Below are 23811 nucleotides of genomic sequence, written 5' to 3' on the forward strand. Positions count from 1 at the left end.
AAATAATAGAAACAGCTATGATCAACGCATTACTGTCCAAGTGTTCTTGTTGTACAGTAATTGTTTTTTAGAATATCAATGAATAAAAAGGAATAGGTGTACATCATGAGTTTATTAACAGTGAAAAATATTAGTCATGGATTTGGAGATCGGGCGATTTTCGATGACGTGTCGTTTCGTTTGTTGGCAGGGGAACATATCGGATTGATAGGTGCGAACGGAGAAGGGAAATCTACGTTCATGAATATCATCACGCACAAGCTGGAGCCAGATGCAGGGACAGTGAATTGGTCGAAACGTGTACGGATTGGATATTTGGATCAACATGCCGTTTTGAAACAAGGAATGTCGATTCGCGATGTATTGCGTACGGCATTTCAGTATTTATACGATATGGAAACTGAAATGAATGAACTGTTTGCTAAGATGGGTGAAGTAGAGCCGGATGAATTGGAAAGCCTTTTGGAAGAGACGGGACAGATTCAGGACACATTGGAGCAAAGTGGATTTTATATGATCGATGCGAAAGTGGAAGAAGTGGCGAACGGTCTTGGTTTGAATGAATTCGGTCTGGATCGGGACGTACACGACTTAAGTGGTGGACAACGGACCAAAGTATTGCTAGCGAAGCTTTTGCTTGAGAAGCCGGATATTTTGCTGTTGGATGAGCCAACGAACTACTTGGACGTAGAACATATCGAGTGGCTACGTACCTACTTACAGGAATACCCTGGTGCATTTATTTTGATTTCGCACGATATTCCATTTTTGAACAGTGTCATCAATTTAATTTATCATATGCAAAATCAGAAAATTAATCGCTACCCAGGCGATTATAACGAGTTTTTGCGCGTGCATGAGATGAAACAACAGCAAGTGGAAGCTGCGTATAAGAAGCAACAGAAAGAAATCGCCAATTTGAAAGATTTCGTTGCACGTAATAAAGCAAATGCTGCGACAAGCCGAATGGCGATGTCCCGTCAGAAGAAGCTGGATAAAATGGATGTAATTGAACTGGACTCTGAAAAGCCGAAGCCGCATTTTGATTTCAAAACGGCACGGACGCCAGGTAAGTATTTATTCGAAACGACTGGACTCGTAATTGGTTATGACGAGCCCCTTTCAAAACCACTCGACCTGACGATGGAACGAGGACAAAAAATTGCATTGGCAGGAGCGAACGGTATTGGGAAAACAACACTTTTGAAAAGTATTCTCGGTGAAATTCCGGCTTTGCAAGGAAAAGTAGAGCAGGGAGAACATTTATCCATTGGTTATTTTGAACAGGAAATGAAAGCTGAGACAGATAATACATGTCTGGAAGAAATTTGGAGTGAGTTTCCGCACTTTGCACAATATGAAGTACGTGCTGCTTTAGCACGTGTCGGATTGACGACGAAGCATATCGAGAGCAAAGTGAAAGTGTTAAGTGGAGGGGAACGTGCGAAAGTACGACTATGTAAGCTGGTAAATCAGGAGACAAATTTATTGGTACTGGATGAGCCGACCAATCACTTGGATGCTGATGCAAAAGAAGAGTTGAAGCGTGCATTGAAAGAATATAAGGGCAGTATCTTACTCATCTCACATGAACCCGATTTTTATGAAGATGTTGTTTCAACCGTGTGGAATGGCGAAACATGGACGACAAAATTTTTTTAATTGACAAAATCCTACAATGTTCCACGTGAAACGTTAAAAAATCCAGCCGTTTACTTGGTTGGGTTTTTTACTTACTATTTACTTACTCAATTTTAAACAAGAGTTATTTAGTTAGATAAGAATGAGACAGATGAGGATTTAAAAGCCAGAACGATATATCCTTTAAAGGATGTGTCGTTCTGGCGTTTTTTAATTCATTTTTTCAATAGCAAGTAACAAAAGTACGGGGCTCCTATCAATGAGACGATGATGCCTGCGGGAATTCCATCTGGTTCTAAAATATTCCGTCCCAACGTATCCGCTAGCAACAATAGAAAGCTACCGATCAGAATGGCAATAGGTAAATTCAATCGATGGCGCGGGCCAACTAAGGACTTTGCAATATGTGGCGCCATTAAACCAATAAATGCAATTCCGCCTGTAACAGATACAGCAGAAGCAGCTAATGCAACTGCTATAAGTAACAAAATCAACCGTTCTCGTTCAACTGAAACACCAACCCCTGTAGATATAGATTCATTCAGACCTAATAAATCCAATCGATATGTTTTATAGAGAGCGAAAGGTATCAATATCAGCAGCCAAGGCAGAAGAGCCCAAATATACGGCCAATCAGTGCCCCAAATATTACCTGCAATCCACCTGGAAATGAAATCAACCTTTTCCCGTTTAGCAGAGGAGGTGATCACAACCATGATTCCAGAAAGTGCCATGGAAAACCCAATTCCGACAAGTACAAGCCGCATAGGCTGCAGTCCGGATTTACGGCTGTATGCAAATAGATAAATGAGAACGGACGTCACAATAGCACCTGCAAATCCTGCCAGCGGTAAGAAAAATGAGAATGATCCTGCTTCGATCGGGAAAAATAGGAAGAATATTGCAATCGCCACGCCAGCGCCTGAATTAATTCCGATAATTCCAGGATCGGCTAAATCATTTCGTGTAATTCCTTGTAAAATAGCACCGGACAGGGCGAGTGCGGCACCGGCTAGAAGGGTGATGATGATTCGCGGAAGACGGATCGAAAACAGTACGAATTCTTCTTTGAATGTTCCTTGACCAAGTAAAGTAGGGATTATTCGATTCCATTCGATAGATGCATAGCCAAGTCCCATCGCAACTGTGGTCAGCAGCAATATTAAAACAGTTAAGCAGCCGGCTAAGAGACGCTGCTTTTTTCTTGTAGCGGGAAGAATCATGAGAATGCACGGCCTCCTTTACGGACAATCACTAAAAAGAACGGTAGACCAATTATAGCAATCAAAGCGGCTACAGGTGTTTCAAAAGGTGCCTGCAAGGTTCTGCCGAGTATATCAGCGAGCAACATAAAGCTTCCGCCTATTACTACGGATACAGGGATGATGAATCGATAATCCGTTCCGACGATTGCACGTACAATATGCGGAATCATGAGTCCTACAAACGCCAGATTGCCGACTAATGCCACTGCGGCTCCGGCCAATAGAATAATGATTAGGAATAGAATGACTTTCACTTTGAAGGTATTTTGTCCAAGTCCAATTGCAACCTCTTCATTTAAGCTCAATAAAGTCAGCTGGCGGGACAGCAAAATTGCGATGAAAATCCCAGCGAGAATGACAGGCACGATCACCTGCAGCTGTCCCCATGCAGTGCCGATCAATCCGCCTGCAGTCCACATGGAAACATCTTTGGAAATCTTAAAATACAGACCAACCCCTTCTGCAATTGCAAATAAGAAGGTGGACACTGCAGCTCCGGCCAGAACCAATCGAATAGGCGCGAATCCTCCACGTTTGGCAGAGGCGATACCGAAAACGAGAAGAGCGCCGACAGCAGATCCTATGAAGCAAGCAATCATAATTCCAAAATAATTAACGGCAGGCACCAATGCAAGAGTAATAGCCAGAGCGGCATTGGCCCCGGCAGTCAGTCCGAGTAGTCCAGGATCTGCCAGCGGATTTCTTGTCATGCCTTGCATGATGGCCCCTGAGACCGCTAACGCGGCGCCGACAGCCAGTGCACCGATTTCGCGAGGCATACGGATTTCCTTTAGGATCAGAGCGCTTTGTTGTTTGCTGCCTGTGAATGACAGCCAGACATCCCTCCAGGAAGTGTGGGCTGCTCCAAGCTTCATAGCCAGCAGAAATACAATCAATAAAAGCAGTATACTCGCCAGCAACTTGATTCTAAAAGGAGTAGTTTTTCTTTTCTGTTCTTTCATTTGGACCGTTCCTGCCTTTCCGTTCATTAAAAAAGGAGCCCGCTTCTGTGGTAGAGGGGCTCTCTGTTCGATTATTAGTTAGTGCCCAAAAAATGCTTTGTAAAGAATTCTAGTTGATATTCCAATGTCAGCGGATCGTTGAAATAAAATTCCTCTCCATTGGCTTCAAACACTTGATTGTTCTTCACTGCCGGGATATTTTTATAGGTATCTGTTTCCATGAAGGAATTATCCGCTGCATCAAAGGAACTTAAGATCATGTAGTCTCCTGCAAATTCAGGCAACACTTCAGTGGAAAGTGCGTAATAGCCTGGTTCCATTGCCATTTCTTTTACTTTCTCGGGCATAGCAAGTTTCATTTCTTGATAAAGGATTTCTGTACCGCGCCCCCAACTGTCGCCATAAACATATAATTGTTTGTCAAAGTTTTCGATAACAGAAACGGTAGAATCTTCACCGATTTTTTCTTTAATCTTTTTACCTGTATCTTGTGCACGCTGTTTAAAGTCTTCCACCCACTTTGTCGCTTCTTCCTCTTTGTTGAGAAGTTTTCCAATTTCAATATGTTGTGTCAGATAATCTACTTTGCCGTATGTATAGGTCACAGTAGGAGCAATTTCCTTCAATTTATCAATATTTTTAGTGGTAGAAAATCCAATAATTAAATCGGGTTCAAGTTCAATGATTTTCTCGATGTTTTCTTCGGATACTTCTTCTACGTCACGTAACGCGGAATCAAAACGGGGATTCGACTTTGACCATGAATCGACGCCGATCAAATTTACGTCAAGTGCCATAACATTACCAGCAAAGCTGGCCAGCACCACGACTTTTTGTGGATCTGCCGGGACTTCCACTGGACCATCTTCGGATTCATATGTGATCGTATCGCTTTTTCCTTCGTCTTCTGTCATTGTGTTTTTATTCGATGATTCATCCTGCTTGTTTCCACAAGCCCCTAACGCAAGTGCGAGAAGCAAAATGGCGGGTAATATAAATTTCTTCATTTTCTATTATCTCCTTTATGTAGATCGTATGTAATGCACAGCGGTTTTCCAGTCCTTGGATCTATGCCGATTTCGGCATCAATTCGAAACACTTGGCGCAATATATCTGGCTGGATGACTTCCTCGCATATCCCGGCACGAATAATCTCTCCATCTTTCATTGCGACAATGAAATCAGCAAAGCGTGCGGCTTGATTCAAGTCGTGAAGCACCATCACAATTGTGCGCTGCTGTTCAATGTTTAACTTCTGAAGCAGTTCTAGCACTTCAAGCTGATGCGCCATATCCAAATAGGTTGTCGGTTCGTCGAGGAAAATGATGTCTGTCTCCTGGGCAAGAGCCATTGCTATCCAAACACGTTGACGCTGACCACCTGATAAGGCATCCACTTGACGATATTTGTATTCACTTGTATTGGTCACTTCTAAAGCCCAATCAATCACTTCTGTATCATGCGTTGTAAGTCGGCCCATCGCATTTTGATAAGGGAATCTTCCATATGAAACCAATTCACCGACCGTTAAACCGCTGGCGGCTTCCTGTGTTTGAGGGAGGATCGCCATTTTCTGTGCTAACTTTTTCGTATTTTGTTTGGCGATATTTCCACCATCCAACACAACTTTTCCTGCTTGATGGGGGATCAATCGGGTAACAGCTTTCAGAAAGGTAGATTTTCCACATCCGTTGGCACCGATAATGGCCGTCACTTTTTGATCTGGTATTTGCACGGATAGTCCTTTAACAATCAGACGATCATCGTATGAAATTTGCAAATCCTCTGTATATAAACGAACCATTTATAATATTCTCACCTTTCTTACATGAAATTAGTTGATAATGATTATCATTTTCAGTACAATAAAAACTATAAGTTGAAACGCTGTCTTTGTCAATAATTTTTTTAAGGGAGTAGATATCGTGGAAAGAAAAGATATATTGGATGTAACAATCATTGGTGGGGGACCTGCTGGGTTATATGCGGCTTTCTATAGTGGTCTACGTGAAATGAAGACAAAAATTATTGAGTATCAGCCACAGCTCGGCGGAAAAATTCATGTCTATCCAGAAAAAATGATTTGGGATATAGGGGGAATCACACCAGCGCCGGGAGCGCATGTAATTGAGAAATTGGTAACTCAAGGCCTGACATTTAATCCTGAAGTTGTGCTGAATGAAAAGATTGTGCAAATTGAAAAGTCAGTGGAAGGTCATTTTGTTTTACGAGCTGCTTCTGGGACAATTCATTATAGTAAAACAGTGATCTTAGCTACGGGAACAGGGATTTTAAATCCTCAAAAGATTGAGGTTGAAGGTGCAGAACGGTATGAAGTGACGAACTTGAATTACACAGTAAAGTCTCTGGGGCGTTTCAAAGGAAAAGACGTTCTCATCTCAGGCGGCGGCAATGCGGCTATTGACTGGGCGAACGAATTGCAACCGATTGCGAAGAACGTATTCTTGACCTATCGAAAGGACAATTTGAATGGGCATGAAGCGCAAGTGCGGCAATTGTTAGAGGGAGGAGTGACTTGCTATTTCAATACAAATATCTCGCGTTTTATTGCATCTGATGATCATAGCTCGATTGAGTCAGTGGAGCTGCAGCACAATGAAGACCAAACCATTATTACAGTACCTGTAGATGAAGTAATCATCAATCATGGATATGAGCGAGATACCTCATTGATTGGTGACCAGCAACTCGGGATTCAATTGACGGAACATAAGCAAGTCGCTGGAACTTGCATGAGTGCCACGTCTGTAGACGGAGTCTTTGCAGCAGGCGATGTGCTGAGTCACGATGGGAAGTTGCATTTAATTGCCGGAGCATTCCAAGATGCTGCAAATGCAGTGAACTGTGCAAAGATATATATAGATCCAGAAGCGACTGAACACGGTATGGTTTCTTCTCATAATGAGTTATTTAAGGAGCGGAACCGTGAGTTGGTGAAGCAACTGATCTGACGCGGCTCAGCGAGTGGGTAGTAAGCCAATGCGTCAAAAGACGATTGAAGGCTTCAGGTTGTGCAATTGGAAACCCATGTCCGACATCTGAAATGAGAAGCGACTGGCAGTTGTTGAACTGAGCGAGCCGTGAAACGGATTTTATCACACTGCGCGACTCCTTAGTTCCAGCTGTTGCCAAAATGCGTGTTGTGCTGCTTTCCAAATCTTCGGAAAGCGAAAACGACAGGTTTTCTTGTATCATTTCAATCAACGTGCCAGAACTCATCTGCAAGCTTGTAGTGTAATAGCGTTCAAAAAACTCCCGATCCAAATAGAGTTGTTTCGCCTGTTGCCTGGCAAATTGACGGTTTTGGATGAGTGGATAAGTGAGCTTAATCATTGGCTTGACGAAAGGGACGGCAAATTTCATTGGCGTAAGCAACGCGCTATTGATCATTGCGGAGTGAATAAAGTTCGGTGCAAGACGAATCATTTCCAGTCCAATTTGCGCACCAATGGAAAATCCGACAATGTGTATACGTTTGCTGCCTTGCTTTTCTTCAAGCAGTTCCAACAGTTCTACTGCATTTTGATGTATGGAGAAAGAGGTTTTATCGCTTCTTTCACCATGTCCTTGAAGCGTGGGAACGAGAATATGGTAGTTACTGAATTTCGGAATTTGTTGATCCCACATCCAACCGTCCACGCCGCCTCCGTGGATAAACAGTAGAAGTTCACCATTTGAATCATCAGCCTCTTTATAGTGAAGAGCCATTTTGCCGTCACCCTTTCAATTTACGTAGTTTGAAGTTTCTCTATCCGTTTCACAAGCTTTTCTTTCCAAACATCCGCCAAGGCATCCACTGCTACTATCCGTTTCATTCCATCCAGATCATTCGGTCGATGAAAATAAATTTCATTCGCATAGAGTATAGAGACACCATTTGGGTCGCGTTCCAATAAAGTAATGGATGAGTCATCGCGCACCATTCCATCCTCCAGTACGCGACATAAATAACCTGTGAATCCAGTGTCCACGATCTTCTTCATGAGAGTAGGCAAGCCGGTTCGTTTATTGATCGTACTGCAAGGAACCCGGCCTTGTGTTACTTGTAGCACGGCTTCTCCTACCCGAAAAGTATCTCCAATATACACTTCATTTTCGAGCATGCCTGAGATAGTCAAATTTTCCCCAAAAGTAGAAGAGGGTAGAGTACAGTTGTATTCATTTTCCCAATGCGGATAATGCTCAGCAGGATAGATACAAACTGCACGATCCGGTCCTCCGTGATGTTTGGTATCTGCAATGCCATCCCCCCGAAAACCATCTATAGAAAGAAATGCCTCTCTAGAAGGCTGTTTGCAAATTGCACTGATGTAATCTTGTCCTTTAGAAGTCTGTAATTTTTTCGGGAGGCCGATGGATAAAGTAATCAGTTTCCGTGTACTCGGTTCAATCATGATATCACTCTTTTCTCTTATGTATAACTTATATCCTACCATACAAATAGTAGGGCATTTATATTATTCAGATATTTAATTATGATATTAAATTTCAATAATAAAAAATGGGCTATCGGTTAGATAGCCCACCAGTCTTATAGAATATCCAGTTGTACGATTAACGCTAAGAGAATTTGTAGCAATAGCTGCAAAGAAATCGCTACGTCAGTGTCTACTGTTGTGACTTCAATATTACGGCTATTTTCAATGATGAGTTTTTGGCGGTTCGTCTGTCGAATCTGAGCTCTCTCCAATAATTCTGCTGTCACTTTCTCTGCACGTGTACCGTCTGCAATTGAGATATTTACAACAAATGCAATGGCTACTTGTAGTGCAGCTTGTAAGGATACTGCGACCTGTGTGTCCGTCGTACTAACCATGACATCGCAAGAATCTCGAATGACGATGACCTCGTTGGAAAACTGGTCAATGTCAGAAATTACATCTGCGTCGGCTCCTGTATTGTTTGAGTCATTGGAACAAGGGGCGCAAGGGTGTTTTGAAGACGTGTCTAATGCAGACCATCTTTCTTCTTCGTGTTCGTAGTGGTGGCTCATGGGTTCATCCCTCCTCTCTCTCTCTATTACATGCGTTGGAAATCTCTTGAGCTGAACGAAACGTCTATTTTTATTGTCCCTGACCATCCTCATTATTTTCATTTTCACTCTCTTTCTTTGTTGTTTTTTTCAAAAGAGCTTCTCTGAGTGGATTTGATTTCAAGTCCGTTGCATTTTCTGTTTCGGTAATTATTTTTTGTGAATTTTTTTCTTCTAAAAATTCCTCTACCTGTGTCTTTAATTGCTCTACAGTTTGCTTAAGTTTTTCTTTTTGGACCTCTGTAAGGCGTTGCTTTGTTTCCTCTGTACTAACTTTATTCTTGGTAAATAAGTCTGAAACAAAAAGTTCCATTAACTGATTTGACAGCCCATAGAGTTGGTCGCGATTATTCTTCTTCTCCAATTCATTCACCTCCTATTGCATTTACTAATATGTATACTCTACTTTGGAGGAAACGGCAGGGCGTCTGCTGGCAACTGTATTAGAATGAAAGGGTTTCTTTTTAAAATGAATATCTGCTATACTAGTAAAATATTGTTGGAATATTCTGAATAAATAAGAGGAGTGAGCATGCGTAATATTGGAAATCAAATTCAATATCAGATTTACATGACAATGCAAAATCCTGATCCAAACAGATTGCCAGTCACATATGAGGAATGGGAGAAACTCGCAAGAGAAAAGTTGCAAGATGGTCCTTTTTATTATATTGCTGGTGGCGCTGGCGGAGAACAGACAATGCAATCCAATTTGAAAGCATTTACACATTGGCAACTCTTGCCTCGAATGTTGAACAATGTGGATGATCGTGATTTATCTATTGAACTATTTGGTAAGACATATCCTTATCCTGTATTTCATGCCCCAATTGGTGTCCAATCAATTATTCATCCAGACGGTGAAATTGCCTCCGCAAAAGCATGTGCAGAGTTAGGTATCCCATATATCGCAAGTTCAGCAACTTCTGTCTCTATGGAGAAGATTGCTGAAGTGATGGGTGATGCCCCTAAATGGTTTCAATTATATTGGAGCAGAGATCCAGACATAGCGGCCAGTTTTTTTAAGCGTGCAGAAGCCTCAGGCTATTCGGCGATCGTCGTGACACTCGATACGCCGATGATGGCATGTCGAGAGTATGATTTGAAAAATATATATTTGCCGTTTTTGGCGGGGGAAGGAGTGGGAAACTATTTCTCAGATCCAGTATTTTGTGCAAAACTGGAAAAATTTCCAATTGAAGTTCCGCAAGCCGTCATCCTACATTGGACAAAGATTTTTGGAAACACGAGCTTAACATGGAAGGATATTAATTTCTTAAAAAGGAACATACGAGTTTGCCAATTATTTTGAAAGGCATTCTTCACCCTGCGGATGCACAGCAAGCAATGGAGTTTGGAGTAGATGGCATCATAGTTTCCAACCATGGCGACAGACAAGTAGATGGAGCAATCGGAGCATTGGAAGCGTTGCCTGCAATTTGTGAAGTTGTTCAAGACCGAATCCCTGTACTGATGGATAGTGGAATTCGTCGAGGATCAGATGTGATCAAAGCGATAGCACTCGGGGCGAAGGCAGTTTTGGTCGGGAGGCCGCATATGTATGGACTCGCTGTTGCGGGACAGCAAGGCGCGAAAGAAGTACTTCAAAATATAGTTGCCGACCCTAGATATCACTCTAGGACTTGCAAGATCTAATTCAGTCAGAGAGTTGGATGTGGACATATTAAGAGAAGCGAGAACCGATTAAGATAAAAAACCTTCAAAAACATAAGGCTTTTGAAGGTTTTTCTGGATACTTACGACAAATAGGGTGGATGCTAGCCAGTATCCACCCTATACTGATTAGATAATTCATCCAATCAGTATGCTGAAATATATACCAATGAAAGGAAGGTGAGAGGGTTTGGGGTTTACAGGACTATTATTTTTATTCATGAGTATGCTTATGGTAGCTGTGCTCTTACTTGCAGTACACCTACATAAGAATCATGGTGCAGGACCAAGACCATACATATTTTCAGTTCTCAGTCTTAGCCTGCTTTTACTCAATGTGCTGCTCTTTATCATCATGTTATTTACGGTGGTTCCTGATATAGTTGATCGATTGTTTTTCCCCTATGGGAGCATCGTATGTGGGATGGGAATTATAGCCACATTTTTTGAAGTAAGGAATAACAAAATCTTCGCATTAGCTACAGCGACCGTTACGTTAAACAGTTTATTAGTCCTGCTGCTTGTTTTAGCCATTTCGGGCATGTAAATGACTCGTAATGCTGTATAAAGGAAAAAGGGTATCACAAAAGATAGCCCTTTTTTATAGAATTTTAAATTGCGACTACGACCAGCCAAAAAATATGGATACACATAACGGCTATATACAGGAACAAGGCGGTCGTCAAAGAAATACGCAATACTATGCCTGACTTACTGATCGTGATTATATATAAAAGTAGTAAAGGCAGCCCTAGTTTGACAATGTAGAACATTGGAATGCTTTGCTCATACAGCAACGCAACGAGTACATTTGCTTCTTGGATATGACCGGAACGAATGCCATAGTCGGTGAATACAGCATCTAATAAACATAAACAAACTAATAGAAAGCCGGCATTCAGTAACCGGTTCTGTTGGATGGGCAAGTCTTTTACGGTATTCATTTGATTCGCTCCTAACATACATTGTAAATAAGTAGGATGTGTCAAAAGCGGGCGATTTATTCACACGAATTGATGCCGTTAAATAAATAGGATGGATTGAAAAGATGCCTGGTAGTTATCCTGCATCTTTTTTGTGTTTATTTGCTTTTCTTAAATATAAAATGTATAGTACATGACAACAGTAATGTACTGGGTAACCAGAAGGTGGTGAAGCTCTTGCTGGAGATGGATGGGGAAAAACCAATTTATGTACAGATAGCAGAATGGCTGGAGAGAGAGATTATTGACGAAACACTGAAAACAGATGCCAAAGTATATTCACAATACCAGTTGGCGGAGCTTTTTAATATTAATCCCGCGACTGCCGGGAAGGGGCTGACGATTTTGCTGGATGCGGAACTCATTTATAAAAAGCGCGGCCTTGGTACATTTGTGTCGGCAGATGCACGAAAGAAGTTGTTGGCGAAAAGAAAAGATCGGACATTACGCCGTCTAGTACATGAGCTGCTCGACGAAGCAAAATTATTAGGCATAGAAGAAGAGCAGCTTTTCCAATTAATTCGGGCAGAGCGAAAGGAGAGACTATGATGCAAACTGTTACACTACGAGACGTGACGAAAAAATATCGATCCCTCACCATATTGGATAAAGTCAATCTGGACATTCGGGAAAGCGTCATTACTGGCGTGGTAGGACGAAACGGTGCGGGGAAGACGACGCTGCTGAAGATGATTGCAGGCTTTATGAAAGAGTCTAGTGGCGAGTTGAGGGTGTTTGGTGAGCGTCCTTTTAACAGTCTCTCCGTCTCTGCAAATATGATTTTTATTGATGATCTGATGGGATTTCCAGACTCTTTGACGTTGGGTGATATTTTAGTAGAGTGCGAACGTTTTTATGCGAATTGGGATGGAGAACTAGCTAAACGATTATTGGAGTACTTTTCCTTACCGCTAATTTTGAATCATCGGGTGCTATCTAAAGGGAAGCGCAGTACATTTAATGCAGTTGTCGGGATTGCAGCACGTTGTCCGTTGACGATGTTCGATGAGCCAATTACAGGAATGGATTCGGCTGCGCGCCGAGATTTCTATCGGGCATTGTTGAAAGATTATATTGCACATCCGAGGACAATTTTATTATCAAGCCACCATGTGGAAGAGATGGAAGACATTTTGGAAGATATTTTACTGATCGATGGGAAAGGTATCGGGTTTCATGGTCCCATCACTGAGTTGCAAGAAAAGTTCTTATTACTGCAAGGGAAACTAGAGGTATTGGAGAAGTATGCCAATAAATATGCAGTCATTCACCGTTCTTCAGCTGGTCCAATTTCTGAATGGATTGTTGATAGTGAACACACAGAAGCGGAACTAAAAGAATTGAAGCAAGCAGGCATCCGTATTTCAGCAGTGTCGGCGAGTAATGCATATTTAGCGATGACAGGTCAGACGAGAGGAGGGGTGGATGATGTTTTCAACGCAATGGAGCGTGCATGAGCTGGCGAAGCGCCAGTTTTTATTCAAATTTAACGCCAATGGACCGATTTTCACGATGTTGATCGTGTTGCAGATCATTTCTACAGTGTTCTTAAGCGGTGCATCTACTTCTACCTCTTCGTACGAGGACGGGGACACACTACTATCGTTTAACTATGCGAATGTATCTAATGATGGTCAGGTAGGGTTGACGTTGTTTTGGGCATTTATCGTAGGCTTTTTGCTAACTTCCGCTGCCCAGCGAAATGAATCCTTTGCCTTTGTGACGAATCGTTTGACCTTTCAGCTGGCCAACTTCTATTTCTTCTGTATGGCAGCGCTATTTGGCGGTGTGACGACAGTTTTGCTAGGATCGGTTATGAAAATTGTTGCGATTTTCAATGACAATGCCATCATTGAAACGAGTGGCTTATTTTCGGCTCCTTTAGACTTCTTTTCGCAAATTATTGCGATGACGGCCTATACGTTGCTGCTCATGCTTGTCGGCTATACACTTGGCACATTCATTCAGTTCAGCAAGCTATTCATTGCGCTGTTTGCTTTGATCTGGATTGCCTTTACGCAAATCTCATTCGGCAGTGACAGCAACGGTTTATTAAATTTCTTTTATGGAGAGACTTCTATTCTACTATTCATATTGAAAGTTTTGATTGCCATAGCGCTATTATTCGGTGTAAGTTTTTGGGTGACGAATCGGTTGGAGGTGAGAAATCCATGATGATGTTTGCAATCGTGATGCCCATCCTTTTGATAATAGGTATACTGACGATTATGATGGTAGTGAAAAGTATGGGTAATGTGCGAGTAAAAAAGAAGTTTCATCACAAGCTGATCATAGGGTATCTTGCGCTGCTGGTTATCGTGTTGATAGTGGCAGAAATAATGGTACAGAATCATCAAATGGAGCCACCGCCGACAGTAACTTCGAGCGAGGCTGGTTTCGACTTGAGATACGCGATCGATCAGGGGGCACCTATCCCGGAACGCCTGATTGCGGCTCAAAGAACGCATGAAGTGGAAGGAGAGTTCTCGTTACCCAAATTCTATAGACACGCATATATTCTAATTGAGCGAACGCCGGAAGAAAGCAATACAATTGAAGAAACAGTCTATAAGCCTGAATTACTGACAGGGTTTGATGAATCAGGTGGGATATATTATGATTTATCAGATCAACTGCAAATCGAATTGCCAATTTGGGACAGTCATTCTATGTCTGTGCCAAAACAACCGATAAATAAAATTCAGTATACGTTTTATCACGACTCGAATATGTTGAATCAATTCACCGGGGTACAAAATCACGGCTATAGTTCAGGTATGGTTTCAGGCGTGATAACCATTCACTTAGTCATACCCGAGTCGGTTGAGTTGGATATTCAGGAAACGGGTGACGAATACGGCGATTATATAGAATTCCTTTGACAACAAATAAAACCTGTCCGTAGCTCATACAGCCATGGACAGGTTTTATTTTACCCACGTTCGATCGGCATTGAACAACATCTGAAAGAGCCGCCGGATTTGATAATCTCGGAGAAATCGACCTCTATGACATGGAATCCATTTGCGCGTAATGCCATGTTGACCTGATGATTTTGTGGCAGGCTAAAGACGTGCCCTTTACCGATTGAGAGTACATTTGTGCCGAGTGAAAACTGCTCGTCTGCCGATACTTCAATCAATTGGTATGAAGCGGCGAGCTCCTTGAGTGTTTCCCGGTCGAATGCAGATGGAAAAATAAGCGCCTTCTCAGGTGAGAGAATATTGAATACACAGTCAAGATGCAAATAGCGCCCGTCAAAAGGTACGCGTTTAATTTTGTAATCGGGCAACTTCTTTTCAAGCTGGTTAATGGCTTCTTTTGACGTACGGCTGCTGATTCCGACATAGACGGTGCCTCGATCAACGATAATATCGCCGCCTTCCATCCGCTCCGTTGCAGATTGATAGGGGACAGCTTCCTCTGACAACCATTCTTTGAGCGGCGCCTCTTCCCCTTTTCGGATATCCGCTGCCAAGTCGGCGATGAACACTTCATCTCCAATAGTAAATCCAATATCCCGCGTGAAAACTTGCTCAGGAAATTCAGAAGATGCAGGTAGTGTGATGACTTCTACATCATGCTCTTTCAGTAATTCTTCAAATTGGGCGTGCTGTTTCATTGCACGCTGCTTATTGATATTTTCATCTTCATACTGTTTTTGTACTTCGTTGATGGCTTCTTCAATCGCCATAAATTTTGGCGGGCATAGGATCACCCGGCGCAATGTATCGTATTCTGTTATACATTTTATAGTGGATGTTTTTTGTGCATGAGCTACCAATGTTTGTGTACCTCCCATTTTGTGAAACTTCCTTTCTATTCCCTTAATTTTGATTGGGTAAACATTTTCTGACGAATGGAATAGGTTGTTCAAATGATTGGCGGAGGAGGAGCATCACAAGTCCTAATTCAGTATGACCATTGAAGTTTATGGTAAAATTAAGGTACTACAAATGAAAGGTTGATTTCGACTATGCGAAATTCTACTGTAAAACTGACTGCTTTATCTTCCAAAGGGGGTTGTGGCTGTAAAATTGGTCCAGCTGACCTTGCTGAAGTATTACATACACTGCCTCCTGGTTTAACGGATCCCAATTTACTTGTAGGGCTTGACACAAGTGATGATGCGGGAGTTTATAAATTGAATGACACAACAGCTATCGTTCAAACATTGGACTTCTTCACACCAATCGTCAATGATCCGTATGATTTTGGACAAGTGGCGGCAGCAAATGCAATCAGTGACGTCTACGCAATGGGCGGCAAACCGATCACAGCATTGAACATCGTGGCATTTCCGATCCATACATTGGAACGCAGTATATTGACGGAGATTCTACGGGGAGCAGGCGATAAACTGAAGGAAGCGGGCGCCGTGTTGGTTGGCGGACATTCCATTGACGATCAAGAACCTAAGTTCGGCATGCAGGTGACAGGTACGGTTCATCCTGATAAGATCCGGACGAATGCAGGGGCTAAACCCGGGGACCGTTTAATTTTGACGAAACCAATTGGCGTAGGCATCATGACAACTTCATTGAAGAATGAGTTATTGACGGAAGAAGAAATCACCCAGGTCACTGGCGTCATGACAACGCTCAATAAAACAGCTGCTGAAGTGATGGATGGCTACAATGTACATGCATCTACCGACGTGACGGGTTTTGGATTGCTTGGACATGCGTCCGAAATGGCGAAAGGCAGCGGCGTATGCTTGCGTATCAATAGTGAAAAAGTGCCTGTCTTACCCCGCACAAGAGAATTGGCGGAAGCGGGTTCTGTGCCGGGCGGAACGAAAAATAACTTTGCTCACTTGGAAGGCGTTGTCGACTATCCAGAGTCGATGGATCAAGTAGACAGATGGATTTTATGTGATGCAGTAACTTCAGGCGGCTTGCTAGTTTCAGTTGCAGGCGAGGAAGCTGATCGCCTTCTAAAACAATTACGCGAAGAGGGCGTGGATGCGCATTTGATTGGAGAAGTGACCGGTGAGCAAGAGGGCCGAATTATCGTGCAGTAATTCAAGGAGATGGTGAAGGACATGGTACGGGATATTACATTGACAGATGCATTGGATTTACAGAAAACAAAAGCACATATATTAGTCGATGTCCGCTCGCCAAAAGAGTTTGAAGAAGCCACTATTCCAGGCAGCTTAAACATTCCTATTTTTACAGATGAAGAACGTGCCGAAGTAGGTACATTGTATAAGCAGGTTGGCAAGCAAGCGGCAATGGATCGAGGATTAATGATTTTCTCTCGGAAACTTCCATCATTTATCAAAGCATTTCAGCAAATTGAATCACCAATCACTGTCTTTTGTTGGCGTGGCGGCATGCGAAGCAAAACGGCAGTAACGGTACTTGAATTGATGGGTATACGAGCAAATCGTATAATCGGTGGGATTCATACCTACCGACAATGGGTAATAAAACGTCTCGGGGAGCCATTTACTCCTCAGTTGCTTGTGTTAAACGGCTATACAGGAAGCGGTAAGACGAAGATTCTGCATAAGCTAAGGGAAGATGGCTACCCGGTGATTGATTTGGAAGGGATGGCAGGACACCGCGGCTCGATTTTTGGGCAAATTGGTGTAAAGCCGAATAATCAAAAGCGATTTGAAATGCTATTGGCCGAAAAGTTAGTGGAGTATGCGGATCAGCCATATGTATTTATCGAAGGGGAAAGTAAACGGATCGGCCAGGTACATATGCCGCCAGAGTTATATGAGAAAAAAGAACAGAGTTCGCAATGGATCATCCAGCTGCCGACAGCTGTACGTGTAGAAGAAATCCTTTCCGAGTATGAGCCGGATAAAAATCCTTCCAAGTTTTTAGAAGCGTTCGAGCTGATTCGAAAGCGAATTCATCAGCCGATTGCTATGCAAATCCAAAATGATTTAGAAAACGGCCGATTTGCTGAAGCAGTTGAACAGTTGTTGACTTATTACTACGATCCACAATATGAACATTCCGTTGCACGTTTTGCGAAGTCGGGTGAACATGTGATTCAGGTCGATACTGTGCAGGAAGCGTATGAAGAATGTTTGGAAAGGTATAAAGAACTGGCGAAGTAAGAAGCTAAATTGAGGAACAATTTGTTTGGGACTGCCTTTTGAAGTTGTAGTGGGCGTACTTGGTGAGTTCCTTCAAAGTTAAAGAGCAATCCTTGAAAATAAGGACTGCTTTTTTCTTTTTGCAATGTATAGAATTTTCCGCTATACGTTGGCGGGGATATGATAAGATGAATGAAGTCTAAAAACCAAGGACCTAAATGAGCAGCTATAGATGACTAGGTGACGTTCCTAGAGATAGTGGAGGGGGAAAATGGCAAGCAAGCAAAAAGACTTTTCATACTATACACATTCCAAGGAAGCTCAGCAGAAATTGTACAAGCGCTCTTTGATTGTCGTAATAATTTCTCAAATATTTAGTGGAGCTGGATTGGCGGCAGGGATTACAGTTGGCGCACTATTGATTCAGGAGATGACTGGCAATGAGAACTTGGCAGGGATGCCAATTGCGCTTTCTACATTCGGTTCTGCTATTTCTGCATACCTTGTTGGAAGACTCTCGCAACGATATGGCCGAAGACTTGGTTTAGGAGCTGGCTTTATAACTGGTGGGATTGGTGCGATCGGAGTCATAATGGCTGCGATGATGGGCAGTTTAACAATCTTATTTCTGTTCCTACTTATTTACGGAGCAGGCACGTCTTCGAACTTGCAAGCTCGTTATGCAGGCACTGATTTAGCCAATGAAAAGCAGCGGGCTACAGCAGTCAGCCTAGCGTTAGTTTCTACTACTGTAGGAGCTGTCGCTGGACCTAATCTCGTACTGCCAATGGGCCATGTAGCTGATTTTATTGGGATCCCTACACTGACTGGGGTCTTTTTATTGGCTGGTATTGCCTATATTTTAGCAGGTCTCACCTTCCTGGTCTTTTTACGGCCGGATCCGCTGCTGGTGGCGCGTGAAATAGAGCTGGCTGCAGAAAAAGACAGAAAGAGCATTGAGGATGGGCAACTTACTCACCGCCAAACGACGAGTCGGATGGGAGTATGGGTAGGTGCAATTGTTCTTGTATTATCCCATGGAGTGATGGTCGCTATCATGACCATGACACCTGTACATATGCAGCATCATGGGGCTGAATTGTCGGGTATCGGCTTGGTAATAGGGCTACATATTGCCGGTATGTATTTGCCATCAATCTTTACAGGTGTATTGGTAGATCGTATTGGTCGTCCTGCTATGGTAATCGCGTCAGGTCTGACTTTGGCATTATCGGGTATTCTCGCTACTTATGTGGCGGGAGGATCGGTTTTCTGGATGTCTATTTCATTGATTCTCTTAGGTGCAGGCTGGAATTTCGGATTGATTAGTGGAACAGCCATCGTCATTGACTCGACTGATGTGCTGACGCGTGCGAAGACTCAGGGTAGTATTGATGTATTTGTTGCGTTGGCTGGAACCGCAGGAGGTTTGGCATCGGGGTTAATCGTGGCATTCTCTAGTTTTGCCCTGCTGAGTTTTCTGGGAGTGTATATCTCGTTACTACTAATCCCACTGATTATCTGGATGCGCTATAAAGAGAAGAAACCCCTTGTTGATTCTATTTGAACTAATTATTTCCGGGGAAATATTGCATAATTCCTCATTAAACGACAGTGGATGATTAGGCACATTATTTCATTTCTTCGCATAGATTGATAGCGAGTGAAGAAATGGGGGGATCTTGTATTGAATCAACAACGAGAAGGGCAAAACCCTAATTGGGTAAATCACTGGCAACATCCACAGTATCGAAGAATTTCGATGGAACAGGCGAATGAAATTGCATTGCGACAAGTACCGGGGCAAGTGGTGAAAGCAGAGTTGGAATATGATGATGGAATTCTAATTTATGAAATTGACATTCGAAATGAACAGGGACATAAGTATGAAGTAAAGGTAGATGCTGTAACGGGTGAGGTTTTGAGGGTTAAATTGGATTGACTTGCAATGTAGGTGGAGTTTGAATACTTTTCCCTAGATGTTATTCTGTGTATGATTAAGAAAAGACCTTAATCAGAAAGCAGGGAAAAGCAATGTATACAACTATTGATTATTCAAACAATTCAAAGGAAAAGTATAAGCAACTTTCAGCGCAACTAGATGCCTTAGTGTCTGGTGAACCGAATGTCTACGCTAATTTAAGCAATGCCTCAGCTTTACTTAATCAGTTCTTTGACCGCATCAATTGGGTTGGATTCTATTTGATGGATGGCGAGGAATTAGTGCTTGGACCATTTCAAGGATTGCCGGCTTGCATCCGCATTCCGCTAGGCAGAGGGGTTTGTGGAACGGTGGCACAGTCGAAAGAAGGGCTAGTCGTCCCTGACGTCAATGCCTTTCCTGGACATATCGCATGTGATGCAGCTTCTCGTTCGGAAATTGTCGTGCCGCTTATTAAAAATGGAGAAGTATTTGGGGTACTGGATATCGACAGCCCTGAATTAAATCGTTTTACTGAAGAGGATCTAACAGGACTTATGCAATTGGCAGCTGTTCTGATGAAGCATATCTAAAAAAGCACGCTGGAGTGATTAAGTTCACTCCGGCGTGCTTTTTACATTCCGAATATCCAAGAAAAGAAAATCACTACGATTGCCAATGGCGCAAAGTAACGAACGATTACTTTCCAGAGGGAGTGAAGAGCAGAGTTCATACGTAGCTCCTCTGCAGTATCTTCTTTCGTCAGGATAAAACCGGCAAAAAGTGAAACTGCCAATGCTCCAATCGGCATGGCAATTCGGCTCGTCAGCAAGTCAGCGAAATCAAAAATCGTATTGCCAAATACGTTTACGTCCGACAATAAGCCGAAGGATAACGCGCTTGGAATACCGACCAAGAAGATCAGCCCGCCGAATACCCATGAAGCACGCCTTCTCCGGTCATGTTTATTACGGATTCCGGTTGAAACGACAATTTCAAGCATCGCAATTGAAGAAGTAATCGTCGCGAACAACATCAATAGGAAGAATATGATTAAAAATACGGCGCCAAATGGAATTTCATTGAAAATGGCAGGCAAGATCACGAAGATCAACCCAGGCCCTGCCGCAGGTGAGTGACCGAGCGCGAATACCGCTGGAAAAATCACAAGACCTGCCAGAATGGAAATTCCGATATTCAATATTGATACATTAAATGCAGACTGACCGAGCTTCTCTTCTTTTGAAAGATAGGAAGCATACGTCATCATCGCAGTGACACCGACACTTAACGAAAAGAATGCTTGTCCCAAAGCGACAAGAAAAGTAGTTCCGTTAAAATAACTCCAATCGGGGACGAATAAAAAACGAACACCTTCCATTGCTCCTTCGAGAGTCAATGATCGAATTGCTAAGACGATGAAAGATAGAAATAATAAAGGCATGATCCAGCGGCTGGCACGTTCAATTCCGCCACGAATCCCACTTTGCACGATCCAAATGGTCAGTCCCATGAACAGTGCTTGTGCAAGGAGTACTTCCACTGGATTTGCAATAATAGAGTCGAATAATTCACCGTAATCTAGCTCTCCCAAGTTAAAAGTAAAAGCTCTCGCCAAATAGGATAAAATCCAACCTCCGACAACGCTGTAAAAGGACAAAATAATAAAAGATGAAGCGAGACCCATCCAGCCAACCCAAGCCCAGTTGCGTCCGGTCGATAACTTCTTCAGAGATGTGACAGCGTCTGCCTGTCCCCTTCTCCCAATTACAAACTCCGCCAATAAAATAGGCAAACCAATCAGCAACGTACAAATGATAAATAATAGGACAAATACGCTGCCTCCATTTGTTCCTGCCATATAGGGGAATTTCCAGATGGCTCCTAATCCGATAGCACTGCCTGCAGCTGCTAAAATAAATCCAATCTTAGAAGTCCATTGTTCACGCTGTTTCATATAAGTCCTCGTTTCCTGTACATAATGACAAATTCACTAAATCCTATCATAATTTTGAGAAAAAAGCGATAGTGAATGGATTTACAGAGAGTTTTGAAAACTTCTTGCATTACTTTATCTATAGGTGTAATATTACATCTATAGATATAAAATGTAACCATGAGGTGAATGTATGAACAAACAAGAATTGACAGATTTGATATCTCTTAAGCTACGGGTTGTACGCTTGGAAAGAGAATACTCTCAACAGAAGATGGCGAACGTGCTTGGTCTCTCCAAAAAGACATTGATCCAGATCGAAAAGGGCAGGGCCGCTGCGAGCTGGACTGCCGTTATTGCAATATGCGCGCTATTTCGTGAAAGTGATGTCTTGCAAGCGACAGTAGGCGGCGATCCTTTAGAAGTGCTTGAAACGATTGCACATGACGGGATTGATCGACCGATTGATCAGTCGATGGGCGGTAAAGTGTGGTGGCGAGAGCTTGAAACGAATGGACGATTTCGTTTGCAGCAAAACTTGATCAGCCAGCATTTTCGTATTTTAGATGACGAACATTTTCGGTGGTATAGTTCATTTGATGAAGAGGAAGCGAGACATCGCTTGAGCGAATTGAATAAAAAGTAGAAAGGAGAGAGTTGGAATGTTCACACCCATTGTGTTTGCTGTGTTTTTTCTGATTATGATTTTGTTTTTCACAGCGATTGGCCTATTCTATTTGTTATTTATGGGTTTAGTACATTATATCCCGTTAGTGATTGGGGCGGTTGTAATTTTATATATATGGATTGTAATGATGATTTTTCACTTTTTCAATACGAAGGAGCGGAAAGTAAAGTTTGGAGCTATTGCCGGAGTAGTCTTGCTCGGTACTTCGGTTTGGCCAATTTATCAGGCTTACAAAGATAGTATTCCAACAGTAGATGCAGAGGTTGATATCTATTATTATGAGCCTTTCTCAAAGAACTCGAAGCTTGCAGATCTAGATGAACCTGCAACATTGCAGCTGAAAGATCAGTTGCCAAAAATCGATGGGGCGACTGCGCTGTATCCGCTGTATGCCGCATTCACTCAGGCGGTCTACCCTGAAAAGGAATATAGTCCGTATGATAGTGAAGTGATGGTCAATACGACACCGGAAGCGTACCAAAATTTAATTCAAGGCAAGGTAGATGTGATCTTGGCGGCAGGACCGTCCGATGCACAACTGAAAATGGCAGAGCAAAAGGGAGTGGAATTGGAGCTGACCCCGATTGGGCGAGAAGCCTTTGTATTTTTCCTCAATCAAAAAAATCCAATAGACAGTTTACAGTTGCAGCAAATCCAGGATATCTATGCAGGAAAGATCACCAATTGGCAAGAAGTCGGTGGGAAAAATGAACCGATCCGCGCATTTCAGCGACCCCCAGACAGCGGAAGCCAAACTGCATTGGAGCGGTTGATGGGTGACATCCCGATCATGGAAGCCCCAAAAGAAAATGTACCTGAAGGAATGGGCGGCATCATCAAAGAAGTATCGATGTATCGCAATTACAAAAATGCCATTGGGTATACATTCCGCTATTACTCAACGGAAATGGTGGGCAACGATCAGATTAAGCTGCTGGCAATTGACGGAGTAGCACCGACAAAGGAAACAATTCGTAATCACGAGTATCCGATTTCATCTGAATTTTATGCTGTGACAGCAGGGACTGACAATCCGAACGCAAAGAGGTTCATAGATTGGATGGTGTCTCCGCAAGGACAGGAATTGGTGGAGAAAGTGGGCTATGTGCCGGTTAAGTAAACTTGATGGAAACAGATAGGGATGGATTGTAATGAAGATCGTGATTTCAATAATTTCCAGCATGATAATAGCGACAATCCTAGGTGTGTATGGTCAGGGGTTGGCTTATTTCATGACAGAGCATGCAATAGACATTAATCCGGTGTACTATTTGACTGTGTTTACTGTGATGAGCATGTTGTTGTATATAGTCAGTTTTGTTTTAGCATATTTAGTAATGAAGAAAGAAAAGGTGAGTGGAGGAAGTGCTGTTTTTAGTCTTCTCGTAATCAGTATCGTCGCCGTTCCGGTTTCCATGTTTTCATTTTTCGCTACGGCGATGTGGTGGGGATAAGATGGTGTTTTTATAATTGAAGAACTCAAGTATATTTTAATCTCAGAACTTAAAAGAGACTAAGTCAAAAAATGAGACTGGGACAAAAGGATTCCAAACGATTCCAAACGATTCCAAAACATTCAATCAAAGTTTTGTAAAATGGTTCGGTTTTTTCTATGCAAAGAAACTGCAAA

General features: G+C 42.6%; 26 protein-coding genes and 1 pseudogene. 16 read left to right on the forward strand and 11 right to left on the reverse strand.

Annotated elements, in window-relative coordinates:
- Positions 1-105 precede the first annotated feature (105 nt).
- Entirely contained in the window at positions 106-1662 is a 1557-nt protein-coding gene (locus H7J92_RS13745) for an ABC-F family ATP-binding cassette domain-containing protein (protein ID WP_221837481.1), read from the forward strand.
- A 194-nt stretch (positions 1663-1856) separates the two neighbouring features.
- Here the strand turns inward: H7J92_RS13745 and H7J92_RS13750 are convergent, their stop codons facing one another.
- The 4 genes from H7J92_RS13750 to H7J92_RS13765 form a co-directional block, all read right to left on the reverse strand.
- The gene (locus H7J92_RS13750; protein WP_221837484.1) at positions 1857-2864 is read right to left on the reverse strand and encodes a FecCD family ABC transporter permease; all 1008 of its coding nucleotides are present in this window, start codon (positions 2862-2864) and stop codon (positions 1857-1859) included.
- Complete coding sequence (locus H7J92_RS13755) at positions 2861-3868, reverse strand: FecCD family ABC transporter permease (RefSeq protein ID WP_078818768.1); 1008 nt, start codon at positions 3866-3868, stop codon at positions 2861-2863. Before H7J92_RS13755 ends, H7J92_RS13750 begins: the two co-directional genes overlap by 4 nt.
- Positions 3869-3942: 74 nt before the next feature.
- Positions 3943-4875, reverse strand: a complete 933-nt coding sequence (locus H7J92_RS13760; RefSeq protein ID WP_221837486.1) for an iron-hydroxamate ABC transporter substrate-binding protein — start codon at positions 4873-4875, stop codon at positions 3943-3945.
- Positions 4872-5672: an ABC transporter ATP-binding protein gene (locus H7J92_RS13765; RefSeq protein WP_221837489.1), complete on the reverse strand. Its 801-nt coding sequence runs from the start codon at positions 5670-5672 to the stop codon at positions 4872-4874. Before H7J92_RS13765 ends, H7J92_RS13760 begins: the two co-directional genes overlap by 4 nt.
- 121 nt (positions 5673-5793) lie before the next feature.
- Here H7J92_RS13765 and H7J92_RS13770 point away from each other — a divergent pair, with 121 nt between their 5' ends.
- Positions 5794-6840, forward strand: coding sequence for an NAD(P)/FAD-dependent oxidoreductase (locus H7J92_RS13770; protein ID WP_009499246.1), 1047 nt, complete (start codon positions 5794-5796; stop codon positions 6838-6840).
- Here the strand turns inward: H7J92_RS13770 and H7J92_RS13775 are convergent.
- The 4 genes from H7J92_RS13775 to H7J92_RS13790 form a co-directional block, all read right to left on the reverse strand.
- A complete protein-coding gene (locus H7J92_RS13775) occupies positions 6800-7597 on the reverse strand; it encodes an alpha/beta fold hydrolase (protein WP_221837492.1) in 798 nt (265 codons plus the stop codon). The genes H7J92_RS13770 and H7J92_RS13775 overlap by 41 nt on opposite strands.
- A gap of 20 nt (positions 7598-7617) precedes the next feature.
- Positions 7618-8283, reverse strand: a complete 666-nt coding sequence (locus H7J92_RS13780; RefSeq protein WP_221837496.1) for an MOSC domain-containing protein — start codon at positions 8281-8283, stop codon at positions 7618-7620.
- Positions 8284-8420: 137 nt separating this feature from the next.
- Positions 8421-8882, reverse strand: coding sequence for a spore coat protein (locus H7J92_RS13785; RefSeq protein ID WP_040759989.1), 462 nt, complete (start codon positions 8880-8882; stop codon positions 8421-8423).
- Between the two features lie 70 nt (positions 8883-8952).
- Positions 8953-9285 carry a hypothetical protein gene (locus H7J92_RS13790; RefSeq protein ID WP_040759988.1) on the reverse strand — a complete coding sequence of 111 codons (333 nt, stop codon included), beginning with the start codon at positions 9283-9285 and terminating at the stop codon, positions 8953-8955.
- A 168-nt stretch (positions 9286-9453) separates the two neighbouring features.
- Between H7J92_RS13790 and H7J92_RS13795 the strand changes: the two are divergent.
- Both H7J92_RS13795 and H7J92_RS13800 read left to right on the forward strand, forming a co-directional pair.
- Positions 9454-10629 (forward strand): annotated as a pseudogene (locus tag H7J92_RS13795) (lactate 2-monooxygenase).
- 156 nt (positions 10630-10785) lie between these two features.
- A complete protein-coding gene (locus H7J92_RS13800) occupies positions 10786-11142 on the forward strand; it encodes a hypothetical protein (protein ID WP_040759987.1) in 357 nt (118 codons plus the stop codon).
- A 64-nt stretch (positions 11143-11206) separates the two neighbouring features.
- Here the strand turns inward: H7J92_RS13800 and H7J92_RS13805 are convergent, their stop codons facing one another.
- Positions 11207-11539, reverse strand: a complete 333-nt coding sequence (locus tag H7J92_RS13805) for a DUF5658 family protein (protein WP_040759986.1) — start codon at positions 11537-11539, stop codon at positions 11207-11209.
- Positions 11540-11764: 225 nt separating this feature from the next.
- Here H7J92_RS13805 and H7J92_RS13810 point away from each other — a divergent pair, with 225 nt between their 5' ends.
- From H7J92_RS13810 to H7J92_RS13825, 4 genes are read left to right on the forward strand one after another with little or no spacing between them, the layout of a single operon-like run.
- A complete protein-coding gene (locus tag H7J92_RS13810) occupies positions 11765-12127 on the forward strand; it encodes a GntR family transcriptional regulator (protein WP_040760228.1) in 363 nt (120 codons plus the stop codon).
- Positions 12127-13035, forward strand: coding sequence for an ATP-binding cassette domain-containing protein (locus H7J92_RS13815; protein WP_040759985.1), 909 nt, complete (start codon positions 12127-12129; stop codon positions 13033-13035). Before H7J92_RS13810 ends, H7J92_RS13815 begins: the two co-directional genes overlap by 1 nt.
- Positions 13007-13753, forward strand: a complete 747-nt coding sequence (locus H7J92_RS13820) for a hypothetical protein (protein ID WP_040759984.1) — start codon at positions 13007-13009, stop codon at positions 13751-13753. The genes H7J92_RS13815 and H7J92_RS13820 overlap by 29 nt, the downstream gene beginning before the upstream one ends.
- Positions 13750-14460: a hypothetical protein gene (locus H7J92_RS13825; protein WP_078818716.1), complete on the forward strand. Its 711-nt coding sequence runs from the start codon at positions 13750-13752 to the stop codon at positions 14458-14460. Before H7J92_RS13820 ends, H7J92_RS13825 begins: the two co-directional genes overlap by 4 nt.
- A 50-nt stretch (positions 14461-14510) precedes the next feature.
- Here the strand turns inward: H7J92_RS13825 and H7J92_RS13830 are convergent, their stop codons facing one another.
- Positions 14511-15380 (reverse strand): dimethylarginine dimethylaminohydrolase family protein, encoded by an 870-nt coding sequence (locus H7J92_RS13830; protein ID WP_078818715.1) that lies wholly within the window; start codon positions 15378-15380, stop codon positions 14511-14513.
- A gap of 174 nt (positions 15381-15554) precedes the next feature.
- Here H7J92_RS13830 and selD point away from each other — a divergent pair, with 174 nt between their 5' ends.
- The 5 genes from selD (at position 15555) to H7J92_RS13855 (ending at position 20150) form a co-directional block, all read left to right on the forward strand.
- Positions 15555-16601, forward strand: coding sequence for a selenide, water dikinase SelD (selD, locus tag H7J92_RS13835; protein ID WP_078818714.1), 1047 nt, complete (start codon positions 15555-15557; stop codon positions 16599-16601).
- 21 nt (positions 16602-16622) lie between these two features.
- Positions 16623-17657 carry a tRNA 2-selenouridine(34) synthase MnmH gene (gene mnmH / locus H7J92_RS13840; protein WP_078818713.1) on the forward strand — a complete coding sequence of 345 codons (1035 nt, stop codon included), beginning with the start codon at positions 16623-16625 and terminating at the stop codon, positions 17655-17657.
- A gap of 250 nt (positions 17658-17907) precedes the next feature.
- Positions 17908-19203, forward strand: coding sequence for an MFS transporter (locus H7J92_RS13845; RefSeq protein ID WP_221837499.1), 1296 nt, complete (start codon positions 17908-17910; stop codon positions 19201-19203).
- 120 nt (positions 19204-19323) lie between these two features.
- Complete coding sequence (locus tag H7J92_RS13850) at positions 19324-19578, forward strand: PepSY domain-containing protein (protein ID WP_040759981.1); 255 nt, start codon at positions 19324-19326, stop codon at positions 19576-19578.
- A gap of 92 nt (positions 19579-19670) precedes the next feature.
- Complete coding sequence (locus H7J92_RS13855; protein ID WP_078818712.1) at positions 19671-20150, forward strand: GAF domain-containing protein; 480 nt, start codon at positions 19671-19673, stop codon at positions 20148-20150.
- 41 nt (positions 20151-20191) lie between these two features.
- Here H7J92_RS13855 and H7J92_RS13860 read toward each other — a convergent pair whose 3' ends face one another.
- Entirely contained in the window at positions 20192-21514 is a 1323-nt protein-coding gene (locus H7J92_RS13860; protein ID WP_009499225.1) for a sodium-dependent transporter, read from the reverse strand.
- Between the two features lie 172 nt (positions 21515-21686).
- Between H7J92_RS13860 and H7J92_RS13865 the strand changes: the two genes are divergently transcribed.
- From H7J92_RS13865 to H7J92_RS13875, 3 genes are read left to right on the forward strand one after another with little or no spacing between them, the layout of a single operon-like run.
- Positions 21687-22139, forward strand: coding sequence for a helix-turn-helix transcriptional regulator (locus H7J92_RS13865; RefSeq protein ID WP_221837502.1), 453 nt, complete (start codon positions 21687-21689; stop codon positions 22137-22139).
- A gap of 16 nt (positions 22140-22155) precedes the next feature.
- Positions 22156-23301 (forward strand): substrate-binding domain-containing protein, encoded by a 1146-nt coding sequence (locus H7J92_RS13870; RefSeq protein ID WP_009499223.1) that lies wholly within the window; start codon positions 22156-22158, stop codon positions 23299-23301.
- Positions 23302-23332: 31 nt separating this feature from the next.
- Entirely contained in the window at positions 23333-23635 is a 303-nt protein-coding gene (locus H7J92_RS13875) for a hypothetical protein (RefSeq protein ID WP_009499222.1), read from the forward strand.
- The last annotated feature ends 176 nt before the right edge of the window (positions 23636-23811 follow it).

Origin of the sequence: Sporosarcina aquimarina, from assembly GCF_019748715.1 — a bacterium.
Lineage (GTDB): Bacteria > Bacillota > Bacilli > Bacillales_A > Planococcaceae > Sporosarcina > Sporosarcina newyorkensis.